Below are 16,081 nucleotides of genomic sequence, written 5' to 3'. Positions count from 1 at the left end.
CCCCCCCCCCGCCCCCCCCGCCGGGCCCCCCGCCCCCCGCGCCCGGGGCCCCCGCGCCGCCCGCCGTCCCGACGGAGCCGCCATGTCCTCGTGCTGCACCCCCGGCCGCGCCGACGCCCATGGCCCGGCGCTCACCCTCGCACCCCCGCCTCCCGCGCCGCCGCCCTCACGGGTGGCCCGGCAGCTGATCCGCCTTCCCGGCGGCCGCTTCCTGATGGGCACCGACGACCCGGACGGCTTCCCCGCGGATGCCGAGGGGCCGGTGCGGGAGGTCGCGGTGGCACCGTTCCGGATCTCGGCCACGGCCGTCACCAACGCCCAGTTCGCCACCTTCGTGAAGGCCACGGGCCACACCACCGAGGCGGAGCGCTTCGGCTTCTCCTTCGTCTTCGGGGCCTTCCTCGCCGAGGAGGTGGCGGCGGCCTCCCGGCCCGTGGCGGCCGTGCCGTGGTGGCGGGCGGTGGAGGGCGCCTCCTGGCGCCGCCCCGAGGGCCCGGGCTCGCACGTCACCGACCGGCAGAACCACCCCGTCGTCCATGTGTCCTGGAACGACGCCCAGGCGTACTGCGCCTGGTCGGGCACCCGCCTGCCCACCGAGGCCGAGTGGGAGTACGCGGCCCGCGGCGGCCTGGAGCAGCGACGCTACCCGTGGGGGGACGAACTGGCGCCCGGCGGCCGCCACCTCTGCAACATCTGGCGGGGCGACTTCCCGGACGTCAACACCGCCGCCGACGGCCATGTCTCCACGGCTCCGGTGAAGTCCTTCCGGCCCAACGGCTTCGGCCTCTACAACACGGTCGGCAACGTCTGGGAGTGGTGCGCGGACCGGTTCGCTCCCGGCGAGGAGACGTCCCGGGCGATGCGCGGCGGCTCGTACCTCTGCCACGACTCCTACTGCAACCGCTACCGTGTCGCGGCCCGCAGCTCGAACACGCCCGACAGCTCGACCGGCAACATCGGCTTCCGGGTGGCGGCCGGTCCGGCCTGAGGGGTGCCTCGTCGATCGGGCGTCACTCCGCGGCGGAGGCGCCCGACTCCTCGTCCAGGAGCGGGACGAGGCGGTCGATGACGTGCGGCCAGCCCGCGGTCATGCCGGCGAACGCCTGGCGGCCGAGCGGCGAGTCGAGGTCGAAGCCGGCGTGCGTGAGGAAGAGGCGGGTGCCCGTGCCCTCCGGTTCGAGGCGCCAGGTGATCGTGGTGTCGAGGGTGCCCTCGGCGAAGCGGTAGGTGAACAGCCGCTCGTCCTCGACCTCGGTGACCTCGCAGGGCTGGACGCCGAAGTCGCCCATGTCGAGCGTGAACCGGTGACCGACGACCGGCTTGACGTCCCCGGCGGCCCACCAGCGGACGTGCAGCCCGGGTTCGGTGAGCGCGGCCCAGACGGCGGCCGGCGGGTGGGCCAGGAACTTGGCGCAGTGGATGGTGTCGGTCGCGGACTGATCGGTCATGTCTCGTTCTCCTCTTTCTGTTCGTCCAGGAAGTCGGACAGGGCGTCGAGGCGCCGGTTCCAGTAGTGCTCGAAGGGGTGGAGCCAGTCGCTCACCTCGACCAGGCGGGCCGGCCGGAGGTGGTAGTAGCGATGGCGGCCGCGCGGCTCCTCCTGCACGAGTCCGGCGGACCTGAGCACGGCCAGGTGCTCGGACACGGCCGGCCGGCCGAGCGCGAACATCGCGGCCAGCTCGCCGGTGGAGCGCGGTCCTTCCCGCAGGGTTTCGAGCAGTTTGCGGCGCACCGGATTGGCCAGCACGCCGAACACGTCGGTGGGCATGCCGCCACATTACGTCGGGATTCTCCGACGCGTCAATCTTTTCCGACGCGTCGAGGCCCGCGGCGCGGGATGGCCGACCGGTCGCATCGGGGGCGCGGCGCGGGAAGCCGGATCGGTCGCATGGGGGGCGCGGCGCGGGACGGCGGACCGGTCGCATCGGGCCGACCGGTCCGCCACACTGGGCGCCATGCCCGAGAAGCGCAGTGCCGGTCTGCTCCTCTTCCGCCGCACCCCGGACGGCGGGACGGAGGTCCTGATCGCCCACATGGGCGGCCCGTTCTGGGCCTCCCGGTCCGAGGCCGCCTGGTCGGTCCCCAAGGGCGAGTACGGGCAGGAGGAGCCGCCCGAGGCGGCGGCGCGCCGGGAGTTCGAGGAGGAACTGGGGCTGCCGGCGCCGGACGGGGAGTGGATCGCGCTCGGCGAGGCCCGGCAGGGCAGCGGAAAGGTCGTCACCGTCTGGGCGGTGGAGGCGGATCTCGACCCGGCGGCGGTGGTGCCGGGGACCTTCACGATGGAGTGGCCGCGCGGCTCGGGCACACAGCGCGAGTTCCCGGAGGTCGACCGGGTCGGCTGGTACGGACTCGCGGACGCCGAACCGCTTCTGGTGGCCGGTCAGCGGGTGTTCCTGACCCGGCTCGCGGACCGCCTGGACGCCGCCGGGGCCTGATTGTCAGACCCGTACGAGAGGGTGGACGCGTCAGTCTCGAACCATCGGACAGGGAGCCCGACATGACGACCATCACCGGCCGCGAGCGCGCCGCCGCCCAGGCGTATCTGCGGCTGCTGGAATCCACCCAGGCCGTGCTCTCCGACCCGCACCTGGAGCCGTACGCGGCGGCGATGCTCACGCATCCGATGGCGGAGGCCGACGCGGCGCTGCGCGAAGCGGGGCTTTCCGGGAACGAGGCGCGGCTGCTCGGCCTGGTGGCGGCGTTGCGGGCCTCCCCCGCCGCCGAACGGGGGAGGGCGGGGTGAGCGCCGGGAGGGTCGTCGGCGCGGGTCGCCGAGGGCGGCGGCACCGCGCTGAGCCGGCCTTTCGCGTGCGGCACGGGGTCCGTGGCACGCGGTCGTGATCCGTCTCCCCGACGGTCCGGCGCGCGGACGCGGGCTCCACGGGCCCGCCGCCGCCTCTCAGCCGACGTGCTCCCCCGCCGGCTCGGTGGGCGCGTCCTCCCCCGGCTGCCTCGGGTGGCGGCCGTGGAGTTCGGCGAGGCCGCGGCGGGTGGCGGCGAGGACGACGCGGTCGCCGGGGCCGAGGACCGTGCCGGGCGGCAGCTCCCAGACCGGGACGTAGCCGGAGCGGTCGTGCGGCACGCCGGCGTCACCGCGGGCGATCACGCGCCAGGCCCCCGGGCGGAACGCCTCGGCGGTGGTGCGGCCGGCCAGGAGCGGATGGTCGGCGACGTCGAGGGCGGCGAAGAGGAGCACCCGGCGCTCGACGGGGATGGCGCCGAGGATCTGGCGGCCGATCATCGATCCGGCGAAGGCCGGCGCCGCGAGGTGCGAGACGCTGCGGCTGCGGGTGACGGCGTGCGGGTAGGCGGTGCGCAGGGTGCGGTAGACGGCGGTGGCGAAGTCGTCGTCGTACAGCCTGAGCGCGACCCGCAGCCCGGGGCTGAGCGAGCGGGCGTGCAGCGCGGCCTCCAGGTTGGTGATGTCGACGCTGGTGAGGGCGAGCAGGGCGCCGGCGCGGTGGATGCGGGCGGCCTCCAGGACGCCTTCCTCCGTGACGTCGCCGATGACGGTCGGCACCCGCAGCCGCCGGGCGAGCGCGAGCCCGCGGGCCTCGGGATCGGCCTCGACGCAGACCACCGGGATGTTCATGCGGCGCAGCCGGGCGAGCACGCGGGTGCCGACCTTGCCGAGGCCGAGGAGCACGACGTGCCCGGACAGTCCGCGCGGCGGCCGGCGCAGGGTGGTCGCGCTGCGGAAGGTGCCGAAGGCCTCCAGGAGCGCGGCGATCACCACGGGCAGCAGGAGCAGTCCGACGAATCCGGCGAGGATCTGCAGCACCTGACGGCTGGTCGGCTGCCCGACGGCCGGATCGCCGATGGCGAAGATGTCGAGCAGGATCAGATAGGCCGCGTGCAGCGGATGGTCGCCGGTGGTGAGCGTGGACGCGAGGGTGAGCGCGACGACGGCCGCGGCGACCCCGGCGAGCGACCAGCGCAGCCGCCGCGAGAACAGCGAGCCGACGGGCAGCCCGGACGCGCCGAGCCAGCCGGAGGTCTGCGCGGGACCCTCGTAGCGGAGCGTCTCCAGGGCGACGATTCCGCGCCCGGTGGCGGCCGCCACCTCGGCCTCGGCGGGCAGCAGCCGCGGGCCCTGATCTCCGCTGCGCTCGGAGCCCTCGCAGCCGGCCGGGTCGCCGGCGGTCGCGGAGAGCAGGGCGAGCGGACACAGGCCCGGGTCGGCGGCCTCGCCCGGCGCGGACGGGGTGCGATCGACGGCGTGCAGCAGCAGCCCGCCGGCCTGGATGACCTTCTTGCTGCCGGCGACGGCGGTGGCCGCGAGCGCCGGAGCGGCGGTGTCGGCGTCGGAGAGCACGGTCGTGGCGGCGTCCAGCTTGCCCGGGTCGAGGCCCGGCTCGACGACGGCCGCGGCCTGGTCGAGGAGGGTGGCCAGGTGCTGGCCGAGCCTGCGGTTGTAGAGCCGGATGACCAGCCGCAGGCGCGGGTTGAGCCGGCGGGCGGCGAGCGCCGTACGGATGTTGCGCTCGTCGTCCTCGTGCACCAGGGCGAGCGCGGCGGCCCGCTCGACGCCCGCGTCGAGCAGCGCGGTGTCGTCGACCTCCGCGGTCTCGACGACCCGCACCGCCGGCCGCTCCTCCGCGGCACCCGCCGTCGGCGCGCCACCGCTCCCACTTCCACTCCCGGTCCCGGTCGTGCGGGTGACGGCCGCCGTCACCCGTCCGAAGAGCGCCATGGCCCGCCCGGTGCGCGCCTCGGGCCGCCCGACGACCCGGCCGCCCCGGCCCGGCCGCTCGCCGGGCGGCGGGACGAGCAGGGTGACCCGCTCCCCGTACATCTCGTTGAGTTCGGCCGAGAGCCGGTGGGCGAGGACGTCGTCACCGCAGACGATCATGTGCTCGGACGGCGGCGGGGCACCCGTCGGGGCAACGGGCCTGCTCTGGTACGGGAATGAGGACACGTCACCAGCATGCCCTGCCCCACTGACGGCCGGACCGGTGGCCGGGGCGGCGCGGGCCGCGGGGGCGGCCGCAGGGGCGGAGGGGCGGACGTACGGCGCCCGGATCACCGGCACGCCGGCGCCCCGCCGTCCCGCTCACCCCCACAACCCGGCCCCGCCCCCGACCCCACGCCGGTCGCGCCCCGGCCCCACGCCGGTCGCGCCGCGGCCCCACCCCGGCGCACCCCGGTCGCGTGACCGTCTACGCCGGTCGGCGCAGTCCGATCTGCGGGCCGCGGGCGGCGTTCCTACGGTGGCTGAATGATCGTCATGCCAGCTGTCCGCCATGCCGCCGCCGGTGCCGCGGCGTTGCTGCTCGCCCTGCCGGTCCCGGCGGCCTCGGCCGCCGCCGTCGCGGAGCCCACGCCGCCCGCGCGGCCCTTCGTCGATCCCGCCCGCCTCGACCGCTCCGGCAGCCAGGTGCAGCCGTTGCGCGGGGCCCCGGAGCTGCCGTCCGTCTCGGCGCTGTCGTGGCTGGTGGCCGACGCGGCCACGGGCGAGGTGCTCGCGGCGCGCAACGCGCACAAGCAGCTGCCGCCCGCCAGCACGCTGAAGACGCTGTTCGCGCTGACGGCGCTGCCCCACCACGCCCCGGGCGAGCGTCACACCGTCCGCGACGAGGAGTTGGAGGGCATCGGCGAGGGCAGCAGCATGGTGGGCGTGAAGGAGGGCCTGACGTACAAGGTGTCGGACCTGTGGAACGGGGTCTTCCTCAGTTCGGGCAACGACGCCGTGCACGTGCTCGCCGCCATGAACGGCGGCTGGCGGTCGATGTCGAAGCAGATGCAGGAGAAGGCCCGCTCGCTCGGCGCCCGCGACACCCGGGTGGTCTCGCCGGACGGCTACGACGCGCCGGGCCAGGTGTCCTCCGCTTACGACCTGGCGGTGTTCGCCCGTACGGGTCTCCAGGACCCGCAGTTCACCCGCTACTGCTCGACCGCGTACGCCGACTTCCCGGCCGGCGGGTGGTCGTACGGCATCGCCAACACCAACCGGCTGCTCACCGGCGCGGACGGGGTCGCGCGCTATCCGGGTCTCATCGGTGTGAAGAACGGCTACACCAGCGGCGCGGGCAACACCCTGGTGGTCGCCGCCCGGCACGGCTCGCGGACGCTCGTGGTGTCGGTGATGAACCCGCAGGGCGGCGGCGGGTTCGCCGTGTACGAGGAGGCGCGGGAGCTGCTCGACTGGGGCTTCGACGCGTGGGGGCGGGTGCAGCCGGTGGGCTCCCTGAAGCCCGCGAAGGACCTGGCCAAGGCGCAGCGCCCGCCGTCGCCCGAGCCGGTGCGCGCCCCGGTGCCGGCGACGGTCCGGGCGTCGGCCCAGGGGACGGCCCAGGACCGGGTGCAGGCGAAGGCGGGACCGGAGCCCGGCGCGGGCGTGCAGGCCGCGGCGGCGACCGGTGCGAAGCCCCCCGCCAGGGACGCCGCCCCGTCCGGCGGCGCGGCCGGGCTGCCGCTGGCCCTGGTGGGCTCGGCGCTCGGCGCGGCGCTCTCGCTGTGGCTGTGGCGCCGTTTCGGCGCCCGCGGCAACTGACGGGCCGTACGGTGAGAGAACCGCTGGTCAGACGCTGTCGTCCGCGTCGGGGCGGGGGCGTTCGTCACCGGTCAGATGGCGGCGCGACCAGCGGAGCAGCAGCCGCAGCAGGCACACCAGGGTGAGCGCCCAGACCGCGGCGAACACCCAGATGAGCACCGGGGATCCGGAGGCGACGGCCGCCACGAAGAGGGCGAGGGCCAGTGAGCCGAGGAAGACCGCGGCGGGGCCCGTGAGCCGGCCGCCGCGGAACCGGATCCGCGTCCCGCGGCCGCCGAGGGACCGGGCGAGGGAGGCGTCCGCGCCGAGGTCGTGCGCGATCTCGTCGAGGATCCGCCGCTCGCGCGGCGAGAGCCCCGCACCCGATCCGTCCATGACCGGCACCTCCCGCCCGATCCGTCCGGCCTACTCGGCGGTTACCCCGCTCACGCTCGGCGAACCGCACACGCCGAGGCCGGACCCGGCGTCCGCCGTGTAGCGCTCGGCGGCGTGCACCGCCCGGCGTGCGCTGCGCTCCCCCATCAGGACGCACAAGGTGTACGCGGTGTCCTCGAACCGTCTCCGGGCCGCCAGGTCGTACGGCCTGGCGAGGACCATCCGCTCCTGTTCGCGGAAGGTGCGCAGCAGGCGGTCGATCGTGGTTCTGTCCGGGAGCAGCATCCGGTCCTCCGGTCCTTCGGTCCTTCTGGGACGCCGTACGGCCACGCGGGCGTACGGGCACGTCGTCGTGCGGCCGTACGGCCCACCGGTTCCCCGGCCCGTCCATCGTGGGGTCAGCCGCTCACGCGCGCGACCGATGCCGTCACGTTGGGTCATCGGTGCCGTCCGGGCGCGGCCGCGGCGGGGTTCCCGCATGCGGGGACGGCCGCGATGGCGGAAGGTCGAGACATGAGTCCGAGCGAGCGGCTGCGCGTGGTCGTCACCGGTGCCACCGGGAACGTCGGGACGAGCCTGCTGCGGGCCCTGGAGCGGGAGCCGCGGGTCACGTCCGTGCTCGGCCTGGCCCGCCGCCGGCCCCGGCTGGCGCTGGAGCGGACCGAGTGGGCGGAGGTGGACCTGTCGCGGGACGGCGACGAGCCCCGGCTCGCCCAGTACGTGGCGGACGCGGATGCCGTGGTCCATCTGGCCTGGCGGTTCCAGCCGACGCACGATCCGGTGGAGACCTGGCGGACGAATGTGCTCGGCGCGGTACGGGTCTTCGACGCGGTCGCCGCCGCGCGCGTCCCGGTCCTGGTGCACGCCTCCTCGGTCGGCGCCTACTCCCCGGGGCCGACGGGCGGCGCGCCGGTGTCGGAGGCGTGGCCGACGCACGGCTGGCCGGGGGCCGCGTACACCCGGGAGAAGGCGTATCTGGAGCGGGTCCTGGACACCTTCGAGCGCGATCATCCGCAGACGCGGGTGGTGCGGATGCGGCCGTGCTTCCTGTTCAAGGAGGAGGCGGCGAGCGAGCAGCGGCGGCTCTTCGCGGGGCGCTGGGTGCCGGGGCAGCTGTTCCGGCCGGAGCTCTTGCCGCTCGTGCCGGAGCTGTCCGGGCTGACCTTCCAGGCCCTGCACACCGACGACGCCGCCGACGCGTACCGGCGGGCGCTGCTGCGGGACGTGCGGGGCGCGTTCAACCTGGCGGCCGAGCCGGTCGTCGACGCGGAGGTGCTGGCCGGGCTGCTCGACGCGAAGCCGGTGAAGGTGCCGAGCTCGGCGGTGCGCGGCGTGCTCGCGGCGGCCTGGCGGTTGCGGGCGGTGCCCGCGTCGCCGGATCTCTTCGACGCGGTGCTGCGGCTGCCGCTGCTCGCGACCGAGCGGGCGCGGCACGAGCTGGGCTGGGCGCCGTCCAGGACCTCGGTGGAGGCCCTGGAGGCCTTTCTGCGCGGCGCCCGGGCGGGCGGCGGCGACGCCACCGGGCCACTGGCCGGCCGCCGCTTCGGCTGACCGGCCGAGCGCCCTCCCCCGGCCCGAACCGACCGCACCGCCCTCCCCGTACCTCCTGCCCCGCTCGGCCCCAACGCTCGGGTCCGCGCGGGCTCTTCCTCCCTCGGCCCTCCGGCCCTCTCAGGCCCCACTCCCGGTCGGCTCGGGCCCTTCCCTCCTCGGCCCGCGCGGCCCGTAGCCCCGCCCCCGGGCCGCGCGGCTCCCTCTCCCTCGACCCGCTCGGCCCGCGCGGCTCGCAGCTCCGCCCCGGGCCGCGCGGCTCCCTCCCCATCGGCCCGCGCGGTCCTCGGTCCCGCTCAGCCGCGCGTGGCGTCCCAGTCCACGATCCGCATCGCGGCACCCGCCGCCTCCCGGCCCCGGCAGTGCGCCCGGTGCCGGGCGAGCAGCCCGGCCACGTCGAGGTGCCGGCCGAACTCCGGGCGGGCGGCGAGCCGTCCGGCGTAGGCCCAGAGGGCGGTGTGGCCGGCGACGCGTTCCATGGCGGCGGCGTCGAGGTGCCAGCGGTGCACGGTGTCGAGCTGGACGAGCGTGACCCAGACGGTGACGTCGGCGGCGGTGAGCGTGTCGCCGAGGACGTACGGGTGGCGGGCGAGGCGCCGTTCGAGCGATCCGAGGGCGGCGAAGAGCACGGTGAGCGGGTCGCGGTGGGCCGCCGTGTCGTCGAGCCCGAGTTCCCCGGCACGCTGGGCGGCGGCCTGCACGCTGTGCTCGCACAGGTCGGCGACGGCCCGGATCTCGTCCTGGCGGCCCTCGGGCAGCAGCTCGGGCCCTTCGCCGCGGAAGCGCAGGGCGAGGTCGCGCAGGATGTCCGGCACATGGGTGGTGACGATGCGCCCGGTCCAGCCGTCGCTGAGCACGGGCGCGGCCGCCGGTCCGGTGTACAGGTGCGCGCTGGCCTCGTACAGGGGCCGCAGCACGTCGTATCCGCCGTCGGCGGTGTCGGGGCGCGCGGGCAGCACGGTCAGCGGCAGCACGTCGTCGAGGCCGAGGAGTGCGTGGGTCACGGCGACGCCCAGACAGCCGGGGTCGGCGGCGGCGAGATGGAGCCGGTAGCGGTGCGGCACGGCGTAGTGGCCGCTGCTCATGTCGCTGCCGATGCGGCCCCGGAAGTCGGGGGTGGCGGTGCGGACGGGGACGACGGACATGGTTCTCCCTGGGTGCTCGGTGCTGGGTCGCCGGGGCGCGGGCAGAGGTCTGCGCGCGCCGGGAGGCAGCAGAGGTACGGGAAGGCGTGCCGGCCGGCGGGAAGGCCGATGGACGGGGGATGCCGGCGGGCCGGGTGCGGGCGAGGTCGTACGGGGGCGGCTACGCCTGGGCGCAGACCCGCAGCAGGTCGATGTGACGGCGGGAGGTCAGGGCCAGCGGGCGCGGCGGCCGGACGGCGGCTGCCGTGTCCGGTGCGGGCCTGGCGCTCATGCTTCCCTACCTGTTCGCTCGGATTCCCGTCTTCGAGTGTGGGAGCGGTCGTGGCGCTCGTCAAGGGTGCGGAACGGGACGGCCAGTCATAATGCGCGTATGCGCATTTCAGCCAGGGCCGACTACGCGGTGCGCGCCGCGCTCCAGCTCGCCGCGGCCCAGGACGCCGGGCCGGTGAAGGCCGAGGCCATCGCCGAGAACCAGGGGATCTCCCACAAGTTCCTGGAGGGCATCCTCGGCGACATGCGCAAGGGCGGTCTGGTGCAGAGCCAGCGCGGCGGCAACGGCGGCTACTGGCTCGCCAAGCCCGCCTCGGAGATCTCGGTCGCCGACGTGATCCGGTGCGTGGAGGGGCCGCTGGTGTCGGTGCGCGGGGTGCGGCCGCCGGAGCTGTCGTACACGGGTCCGGCCGAGTCGCTGCTGACCTTGTGGGTGGCGCTGCGGGCGAACGTCCGCCAGGTGCTCGAAGGCGTCTCGCTGGCCGACATCGCCGCGGCGAAGCTGCCGCCGCAGGTCGTCGCGCTCGCGGAGGCCCCGGACGCCTGGACCAACCCCTGAGCGTCAAGTCCCTGGAAACACCCAGGTCATGAGCGTTACATCCATCCACTGAGACCTCGATGTCCGCGATACGGACGCCTCTTGGGGGTCGGGACGCCCCTCTGTCACTATCCCTACTAATCCAGTGGGGATACGAGGGGATCCGGTGAGGTGACGTGAGAACGCCGAAGAAGTCCACGCGACGAACCGCCTCCGCACCGCTCGGCCGCCCCGGCGACGACGCCATCTGGCCCCGTGTCACCCGCGAGCTCGCCGACGACCTCGCCGTCGACGCGCTCGCCCGCGACCGGGCCGGCAAGGCGCCGTTCGACGAGGTGGCCCGGCTCCAGGAGGCGGGCCTGCCGGCCCTGCTCACGGCGCCGGGACCCAGCGGGCGCGGCGCGGACTGGCACACCGCGTGCGGGGTGGTCCGGGAGATCTCGGCCGCGGACGGCTCGATCGGCGAACTCCTCGCCCACCACTGCGTCCTGTCCTGGACCTCGCGCTTCCTCGGCCCCGGCCCCGGGACCGCCGCCACGGACCTGCCCGCCCGCACCGTCGACGGGGCCTGGCTGCTCGCCGGGGCGGTCGAACCCGGCCCTGCCGGACTCGACCTGACCCCCGCCGGCGGCGGCGCCTACGTCCTCGACGGGCGCCGCGCCTTCGCCTCCGGCGTGACGGTCGCCGACCGGCTCGTCGTCGGGGCGCGCTGTACGGAGACCGGCGACCTGCTGCTCGTCCTGGTGGACCCGGCGCACCCGGCGGTTTTCACGGAGCCCTACGCCGAACGGGTGGGCCAGCGCCTCGCCGGGGCCGGCACCGTCGCCTTCGACCGGGTGCCGGTCGCGGCCGCCGATGTGCTCGGCGCGCTCCCCACCGACGAGCACGCCGTCTCCCCGTACGCCACGCTCGCCCCGCTCGCCCTGCGGCTGCTCCTGGTGCACGTCGGGCTCGGGATCGCCGAGGGGGCGCTCGCCGAGGCCCGGGACATCAGCCGGGCCGGCCAGGCCGGGCCGCCGCCCGTCGCCGGGGCCGGGCGGCCGGACGGTGCGGTCGAGCCGGGGCCGGGGGACGATCCGTACCTCCTGCTCGCCTACGGGGAGTTGGCGACGGCCGCGCACACCGCCGCCACCGTTGTGGAACGCGCCACCGACGCCCTCGCGCACGGGCTGCTCGCCGAAGGGGACCTCGGCGTCGAGGAGCGCGCCGACATCGCCGTCCTGGTCGCGGCGGCCGAGACGGTCGCCAACCGCGCGGCCATGGACATCACCACCCGCATCCTGGAACTCGTCGACCAGGCGCCGCCGCCCGGCGGCGACCGGACCGTGACCGGCACCGCCGCCGACCCGCACGGCAGCGCACCCGGCGGACCCGGCTTCGACCGCTTCTGGCGCAACGTCCGCGCCCTCACCGCCCCGGTCTCCCCCGACCACCGGCTGCGCGACATCGGCGACCACTACCTGCACGGCACCCACGCCCGGCTCACCCTGCTGGCGTGACCCACCTGGCGGATCAGGGCCGGACGGCGGGTGAAGTCGGGACGTCCGGCCCTCTCGCCGCCCGGTCCGACGCCCCAAGCTGGAGTCGGACGAGGCCCGCACCCGGGCGGGCCCGACGCCGGACCGACGGAGGCAGCCTGATGAGTCGTGAGATCGTCGCGGGAGTGGACGGTTCCCCGGAGAGCCTCGCCGCGGCGGACTGGGCCGCGCGCGAGGCCGCGCACCGGGGCCTGCCGCTGCGGCTGGTCCACGCGTGGCGCTGGGAGCCGCTGGCCCTGCCGCTCGACCAGGACCCGACCGCGCAGCAGCAAGTGGCGCGCGAGGTGCTGCGCGAGGCCGAGAACGCCGTCGCCGGACGCCATCCGGGGCTGCCGCTGTCCGCGCAGGTCATCGGCGACACGCCGGTGGCCGCGCTGCTCGGCACGGTGGACGAGGCCGAACTGCTCGTGATCGGCTCCCGCGGCCAGGGCGCGCTGGCCGGCTTCCTGCTCGGCTCGTACGGACAGCAGATCATCGCCGCCTCTCCGGTGCCGGTCGTCGCCGTCCGCTCCCGCGGCACCGGGCCGGCGACCGACGGCGCGGCGGGCGATGAGGCCGTCGAGGAGACGCCCGGGGAGATCCTGGTCGGCCAGGACGGCAGCCCCGAGGACAGCGCGCCCGTCCTGAAGGTCGCCTTCGAGACGGCGGCGGCACGCGGGGCCTCGATCCAGGCGGTACGGGCCTGGAGCCTGCCGCCGCTGATCGCGTACAGCCCGTCGTCGCTCGCGCTCGCCGACGAGGCCGGCGGACTCGTCCCCTTCGAGGAGAAGGCGCTGGGCGAGGCCCTGGCGCCGTGGCGGGAGCGCTTCCCGGACGTGCCGGTGACCGAGCACGTCGAGCTGGGCAGCGCCGGGCAGGTGCTGCTCTCGCGGTCCGGGGCCGCCCGGCTGCTCGTGGTGGGGCGGCGCGCACGGCGCGGGGCACTCGGACAGCGGATCGGCTCGGTGGCCCACGCGGCGCTGCACCTGGCGCCCTGCCCGGTCGTCGTCGTGCCGCACCAGGAGGCCTGAGGCGGCCCGGCGGAGGGGCACGGAGGAGGGGCGCGGGGAAGGGTTCGGCGTGGGTTGGATCCGTGCGTTCGACGCACGGGTTTGACGTGCGGGATTGACACGTGCGGTTGACGAACGGTGTCGCGCCCGCCGGGACCGGAAAGTGATATCGCCGTCTCATCCGTCCGATCCGTCTGACACCGGGAACGGAGCCCCATGCGGCACGACGCACACGACCCCGACGCCACCCCCGACGACACGTCCCCCGCCCGCAGACGGGCCGGGCGCGGCCGGCACCGGCGGCGTGCCGTCCTGCGCGGCCTGCCGTTCCGTACGGCCGTGACGACGACCGGGACGCTGGCGGCGGCGTTGACCGTGGCGGCCGGGGTGTACGTGATGACGCTCGGCGCCCCGGCGGACGCGGGCGCGGCCCCGGCACCGCCGCGGCCCGCGGCACCCGGGATGCCCGCGATGCCGGCGATGCCCGGGAAGCCCGGGGCGCCGTTCGTCCGCCCCGTCGCCGCCTGGGTGTCCGCGCCGGACACGGCCGCCGCCGGGACCGTCGCGAAGTACGCCTCCCGCGTGGTCAGCCTGGTCAACACCGCGCGCGAGAGGGCTGGTTGCGAACCGCTGCGCGCCGACCCCGAGCTGCGGAAGGCGGCGCAGGCGTACGCCGACGAGATGGCGGGCCACGACTACTACGCCCATGACACCCCGGACGGCCGGAACGGGGGCGACCGGATCACCGCCGCCCACTACGCCTGGGAGACCTGGGGCGAGAACATCCATCGCGGCCCGCACACGCCGGACGAGGTGGTCGACGACTGGATGAATAGTGAGGGGCACCGCAAGAACATCCTCGACTGCGCGTTCCGGGACGTCGGCGTGGGCGTCAACCTGTCCGGGGACGGCCCCTGGTGGGTGCAGGACTTCGCCACTCCGCGCGCTGATGGCAGATGAGGCCGATAGGGGTGACGGGGTCGACGGGGCTGATGGGCCTGGTGGGACTGCTGGGGCCGATGGGTCCGATGGGGCCGATGGGGCTGACGGGCCTGGTCAGCCGAGCGGCGTGGCGAGCTCCTGCACCCAGACCGTGCCGTCGGGCCCGGGCACGGCGGCGACACCGGTGTCCCGGAACCGGCAGTCGAGCAGATTGGCGCGGTGCGGCGGGTCGGCCATCCAGTCGGCCACGACGGAGGTCGGGTCGGCCTGGCCCCGGGCCAGGTTCTCGGCCCAGGCGCTCCAGGTGTAGCCACCGGCCGTCATCCGGCCGCCCGGGTCCGAGCCGCCGGGGCCTTCGTGCCCGTAGAAGCCGCGCCGGACCATCTCCCCGCCGTACGCGCGGGCGACGGCCGTCAGCTCGGGATCGGCGCGCAGCGGGCCGCATCCGGCGGCCGCCCGGTGCCGGTTGACCAGCTGGTTCACCCGCTCCTCAGGACTCGGCTCCGGCGCCCGGGTCCGGCTGGGGCGGGGCGTGGGCCGGGGCGAGGGCGGCGGGGTGGTCGACGGCCGGGGGGTCGGGACGGGCACGGTCGACGGTGCGACGACGGCGGGCTCAGGCACCGCCGCCGCCCGCTGCGCGCCGCGCTCTGCGGGCCCGGTCCCGGGCACGAGGAGCACGACCGCGCCGAGCACCGCGACCGCCCCTGCCACGACGAGCAGCCCGCGCCGCGCCCCGAGGCCCCCGCCGCCGGCCCCGGCCTTCGCGGGCACGGCGGCCGGAACGGAAGCGGGATCGGGCGTCTGAGCCGGGGTGGGAGGCTGAGCCTGAGCGGGGACCGGCGCCGGAGGCGAATCGGGAGCGGGAGTCTGGGCGGGAGCCTGAGTCTGGGCGGGAGCCTGAGCGGACGCCGGCGGCTGCGGCTGAGCGGACGCCGGCGGCTGCGGCTGCGGCTGGGCGGACGCCGGCATCGCCTCGTACGCCACCGTCCCCACCGCCGGCCCGCCCCGCCCGGCCCACGCCACCAGCGGGGGCACCAGCGCGAGGCCGACGAGCAGGCCCTCGGCCGGGGCGAGGCCGCTGCGGGCCGGAGCGCAGTGGCGGCAGCCGTCGAGGTGGCGGGCGAGGCGTTTGCGCCAGAGCGGGGAGGGCCGGCCGTCCCAGGCCGCGGTGGTCTCGGCCAGCGCGGGGCAGGGCGGCACGGCGGCGAGTGCCCGTACGACGGCGCGGCCGGTCTCCAGGCGCTCCTTCATCCGCTGGACGCGGACGGCGGCGTGCCGGGGCGGGACGTCGAGGGCGGCGGCCAGTTCGGCGCGACCGATGTCGCCGGCCGCCTCCAGCCACCACAGCGAGAGCAGCTCGCGGTCGTCCTCGTCGAGCCAGCGGGTGGCCTCGGCGACCTCGCGGCGCTGGCCGCTGAGGCCGAGGCGCAGGATGGCGAGACCGGTGAAGTCGCCGGCCGGGTCGGCGAGGGCCGCGGCCCGGTCGAGGCCGGGCAGCGGTGCCTGCTGCCGTTCCCGCCAGCGGTGCCGTATCCGGTTCATGGCGATGGCGACGACCCAGGACCGGAAGCGGGCCGGGTCGCGCAGTCCGGGCAGGCCGTCGAGGGCGCGGACCATCGTCTCCTGGACCACGTCGTCGACGTCTGCGTGGCCGTCCAGGGCGCGGCCGACGATGTTGTAGACGAGCGGCAGGAACGCCCGTACCAGCTCGTCACCGGCGCGTTCGTCACCCGCCCGCGCCGCTTCGACGAGTGCGGCAGCGCGGTCCTCCGCGTTCTTCATGTCCCGACTCTCCCCTGGTCTCCCACCGCGCCGGCCGCCGGGTGCGGCCCGCCGGTCAGGAGACCACCGGGAGCGGTCACGACAACACTTTTTCCTACCCCGACAGGTGCGGCAGGGTCGGGACGGTCGCCCCGCCCCCTTCCCTCACGGCCGCGACCACCATGTCGTGCAGGTCTCGGCTCTCCTCCTCCGACCCGCAGGGGACCGGACTGCCCGACATGGTGAACCAGTCGGATGCGCCGCTGTACTGCACGGCCACGCGTGCCTCGCCGTCGATGTAGGTGGTGTGCACGGTCAGATCGCCCGTGAGCACACCCGCCTCGTCGGTCAGCACCCCGCCACGCCCGGTGTAGACACCGGCGGTCGTCCATGATGCCCAGCTCATCCATCCAGAGTCACACCCGTCCGGCGGATGCGCCACCGACACGACCGCCCCGGCCGGAAGCGGTCCGGCCGGG

The 16,081-nt window shown here is 76.0% G+C and carries 17 protein-coding genes; 9 read left to right on the top strand and 8 right to left on the bottom strand.

Features of this window, described 5'->3' with window-relative positions:
• Nucleotides 1–82: 82 nt before the first annotated feature.
• Nucleotides 83–988 (top strand): formylglycine-generating enzyme family protein, encoded by a 906-nt coding sequence (locus ACFYU9_RS16985; protein WP_389345219.1) that lies wholly within the window; start codon nt 83–85, stop codon nt 986–988.
• A 22-nt stretch (nt 989–1,010) separates the two neighbouring features.
• On the opposite strand, the gene ACFYU9_RS16980 is transcribed toward ACFYU9_RS16985, so the two are convergent.
• Together ACFYU9_RS16980 and ACFYU9_RS16975 are read right to left on the bottom strand one after the other, a co-directional pair.
• Nucleotides 1,011–1,448, bottom strand: coding sequence for an SRPBCC domain-containing protein (locus tag ACFYU9_RS16980; protein WP_389213599.1), 438 nt, complete (start codon nt 1,446–1,448; stop codon nt 1,011–1,013).
• The gene (locus ACFYU9_RS16975; RefSeq protein WP_389213597.1) at nt 1,445–1,768 is read right to left on the bottom strand and encodes an ArsR/SmtB family transcription factor; all 324 of its coding nucleotides are present in this window, start codon (nt 1,766–1,768) and stop codon (nt 1,445–1,447) included. Before ACFYU9_RS16975 ends, ACFYU9_RS16980 begins: the two co-directional genes overlap by 4 nt.
• Before the next feature lie 187 nt (nt 1,769–1,955).
• Between ACFYU9_RS16975 and ACFYU9_RS16970 the strand changes: the two genes are divergently transcribed.
• Together ACFYU9_RS16970 and ACFYU9_RS16965 are read left to right on the top strand one after the other, a co-directional pair.
• Nucleotides 1,956–2,435: an NUDIX domain-containing protein gene (locus tag ACFYU9_RS16970; protein ID WP_389213595.1), complete on the top strand. Its 480-nt coding sequence runs from the start codon at nt 1,956–1,958 to the stop codon at nt 2,433–2,435.
• Nucleotides 2,436–2,497: 62 nt separating this feature from the next.
• Nucleotides 2,498–2,743, top strand: coding sequence for a hypothetical protein (locus tag ACFYU9_RS16965; RefSeq protein ID WP_389213593.1), 246 nt, complete (start codon nt 2,498–2,500; stop codon nt 2,741–2,743).
• Between the two features lie 156 nt (nt 2,744–2,899).
• Here ACFYU9_RS16965 and ACFYU9_RS16960 read toward each other — a convergent pair whose 3' ends face one another.
• A complete protein-coding gene (locus ACFYU9_RS16960) occupies nt 2,900–4,852 on the bottom strand; it encodes an NAD-binding protein (RefSeq protein WP_389345316.1) in 1,953 nt (650 codons plus the stop codon).
• Between the two features lie 366 nt (nt 4,853–5,218).
• Between ACFYU9_RS16960 and ACFYU9_RS16955 the strand changes: the two genes are divergently transcribed.
• Nucleotides 5,219–6,493 (top strand): serine hydrolase, encoded by a 1,275-nt coding sequence (locus tag ACFYU9_RS16955; RefSeq protein ID WP_389345218.1) that lies wholly within the window; start codon nt 5,219–5,221, stop codon nt 6,491–6,493.
• 27 nt (nt 6,494–6,520) lie between these two features.
• Here the strand turns inward: ACFYU9_RS16955 and ACFYU9_RS16950 are convergent, their stop codons facing one another.
• Both ACFYU9_RS16950 and ACFYU9_RS16945 read right to left on the bottom strand, forming a co-directional pair.
• Nucleotides 6,521–6,868: a DUF3040 domain-containing protein gene (locus tag ACFYU9_RS16950; protein WP_389213589.1), complete on the bottom strand. Its 348-nt coding sequence runs from the start codon at nt 6,866–6,868 to the stop codon at nt 6,521–6,523.
• 30 nt (nt 6,869–6,898) lie between these two features.
• Nucleotides 6,899–7,153 (bottom strand): DUF5133 domain-containing protein, encoded by a 255-nt coding sequence (locus ACFYU9_RS16945; RefSeq protein ID WP_389213588.1) that lies wholly within the window; start codon nt 7,151–7,153, stop codon nt 6,899–6,901.
• A 228-nt stretch (nt 7,154–7,381) separates the two neighbouring features.
• Here ACFYU9_RS16945 and ACFYU9_RS16940 point away from each other — a divergent pair, with 228 nt between their 5' ends.
• Nucleotides 7,382–8,419, top strand: a complete 1,038-nt coding sequence (locus tag ACFYU9_RS16940; protein ID WP_389213586.1) for an NAD-dependent epimerase/dehydratase family protein — start codon at nt 7,382–7,384, stop codon at nt 8,417–8,419.
• A 296-nt stretch (nt 8,420–8,715) separates the two neighbouring features.
• Here ACFYU9_RS16940 and ACFYU9_RS16935 read toward each other — a convergent pair whose 3' ends face one another.
• Nucleotides 8,716–9,564 carry a glutathione S-transferase C-terminal domain-containing protein gene (locus tag ACFYU9_RS16935; RefSeq protein ID WP_389213584.1) on the bottom strand — a complete coding sequence of 283 codons (849 nt, stop codon included), beginning with the start codon at nt 9,562–9,564 and terminating at the stop codon, nt 8,716–8,718.
• A gap of 370 nt (nt 9,565–9,934) precedes the next feature.
• Here ACFYU9_RS16935 and ACFYU9_RS16930 point away from each other — a divergent pair, with 370 nt between their 5' ends.
• The 4 genes from ACFYU9_RS16930 to ACFYU9_RS16915 all read left to right on the top strand — a co-directional run bounded on the left by ACFYU9_RS16930 (nt 9,935) and on the right by ACFYU9_RS16915 (nt 13,859).
• On the top strand, nt 9,935–10,393 hold the full coding sequence (locus ACFYU9_RS16930; protein WP_389213582.1) for an RrF2 family transcriptional regulator: 459 nt from the start codon (nt 9,935–9,937) through the stop codon (nt 10,391–10,393).
• Between the two features lie 155 nt (nt 10,394–10,548).
• Complete coding sequence (locus ACFYU9_RS16925; RefSeq protein WP_389345217.1) at nt 10,549–11,871, top strand: acyl-CoA dehydrogenase; 1,323 nt, start codon at nt 10,549–10,551, stop codon at nt 11,869–11,871.
• 140 nt (nt 11,872–12,011) lie between these two features.
• Nucleotides 12,012–12,920 carry a universal stress protein gene (locus tag ACFYU9_RS16920; RefSeq protein WP_389345216.1) on the top strand — a complete coding sequence of 303 codons (909 nt, stop codon included), beginning with the start codon at nt 12,012–12,014 and terminating at the stop codon, nt 12,918–12,920.
• A gap of 195 nt (nt 12,921–13,115) precedes the next feature.
• Nucleotides 13,116–13,859, top strand: a complete 744-nt coding sequence (locus ACFYU9_RS16915) for a CAP domain-containing protein (protein WP_389345215.1) — start codon at nt 13,116–13,118, stop codon at nt 13,857–13,859.
• 96 nt (nt 13,860–13,955) lie between these two features.
• Here the strand turns inward: ACFYU9_RS16915 and ACFYU9_RS16910 are convergent, their stop codons facing one another.
• Together ACFYU9_RS16910 and ACFYU9_RS16905 are read right to left on the bottom strand one after the other, a co-directional pair.
• Nucleotides 13,956–15,623: a sigma-70 family RNA polymerase sigma factor gene (locus tag ACFYU9_RS16910; RefSeq protein WP_389345214.1), complete on the bottom strand. Its 1,668-nt coding sequence runs from the start codon at nt 15,621–15,623 to the stop codon at nt 13,956–13,958.
• Between the two features lie 94 nt (nt 15,624–15,717).
• A complete protein-coding gene (locus tag ACFYU9_RS16905) occupies nt 15,718–16,008 on the bottom strand; it encodes a hypothetical protein (RefSeq protein ID WP_389213572.1) in 291 nt (96 codons plus the stop codon).
• Nucleotides 16,009–16,081: the final 73 nt, after the last annotated feature.

It is taken from the genome of Streptomyces sp. NPDC004327, assembly GCF_042873935.1.
Taxonomy (GTDB): Bacteria; Actinomycetota; Actinomycetes; order Streptomycetales; family Streptomycetaceae; genus Streptomyces.
The sequence above is the reverse complement of the archived record's forward strand: the minus strand, read 5'-3'. Positions and strand labels throughout refer to the sequence as shown.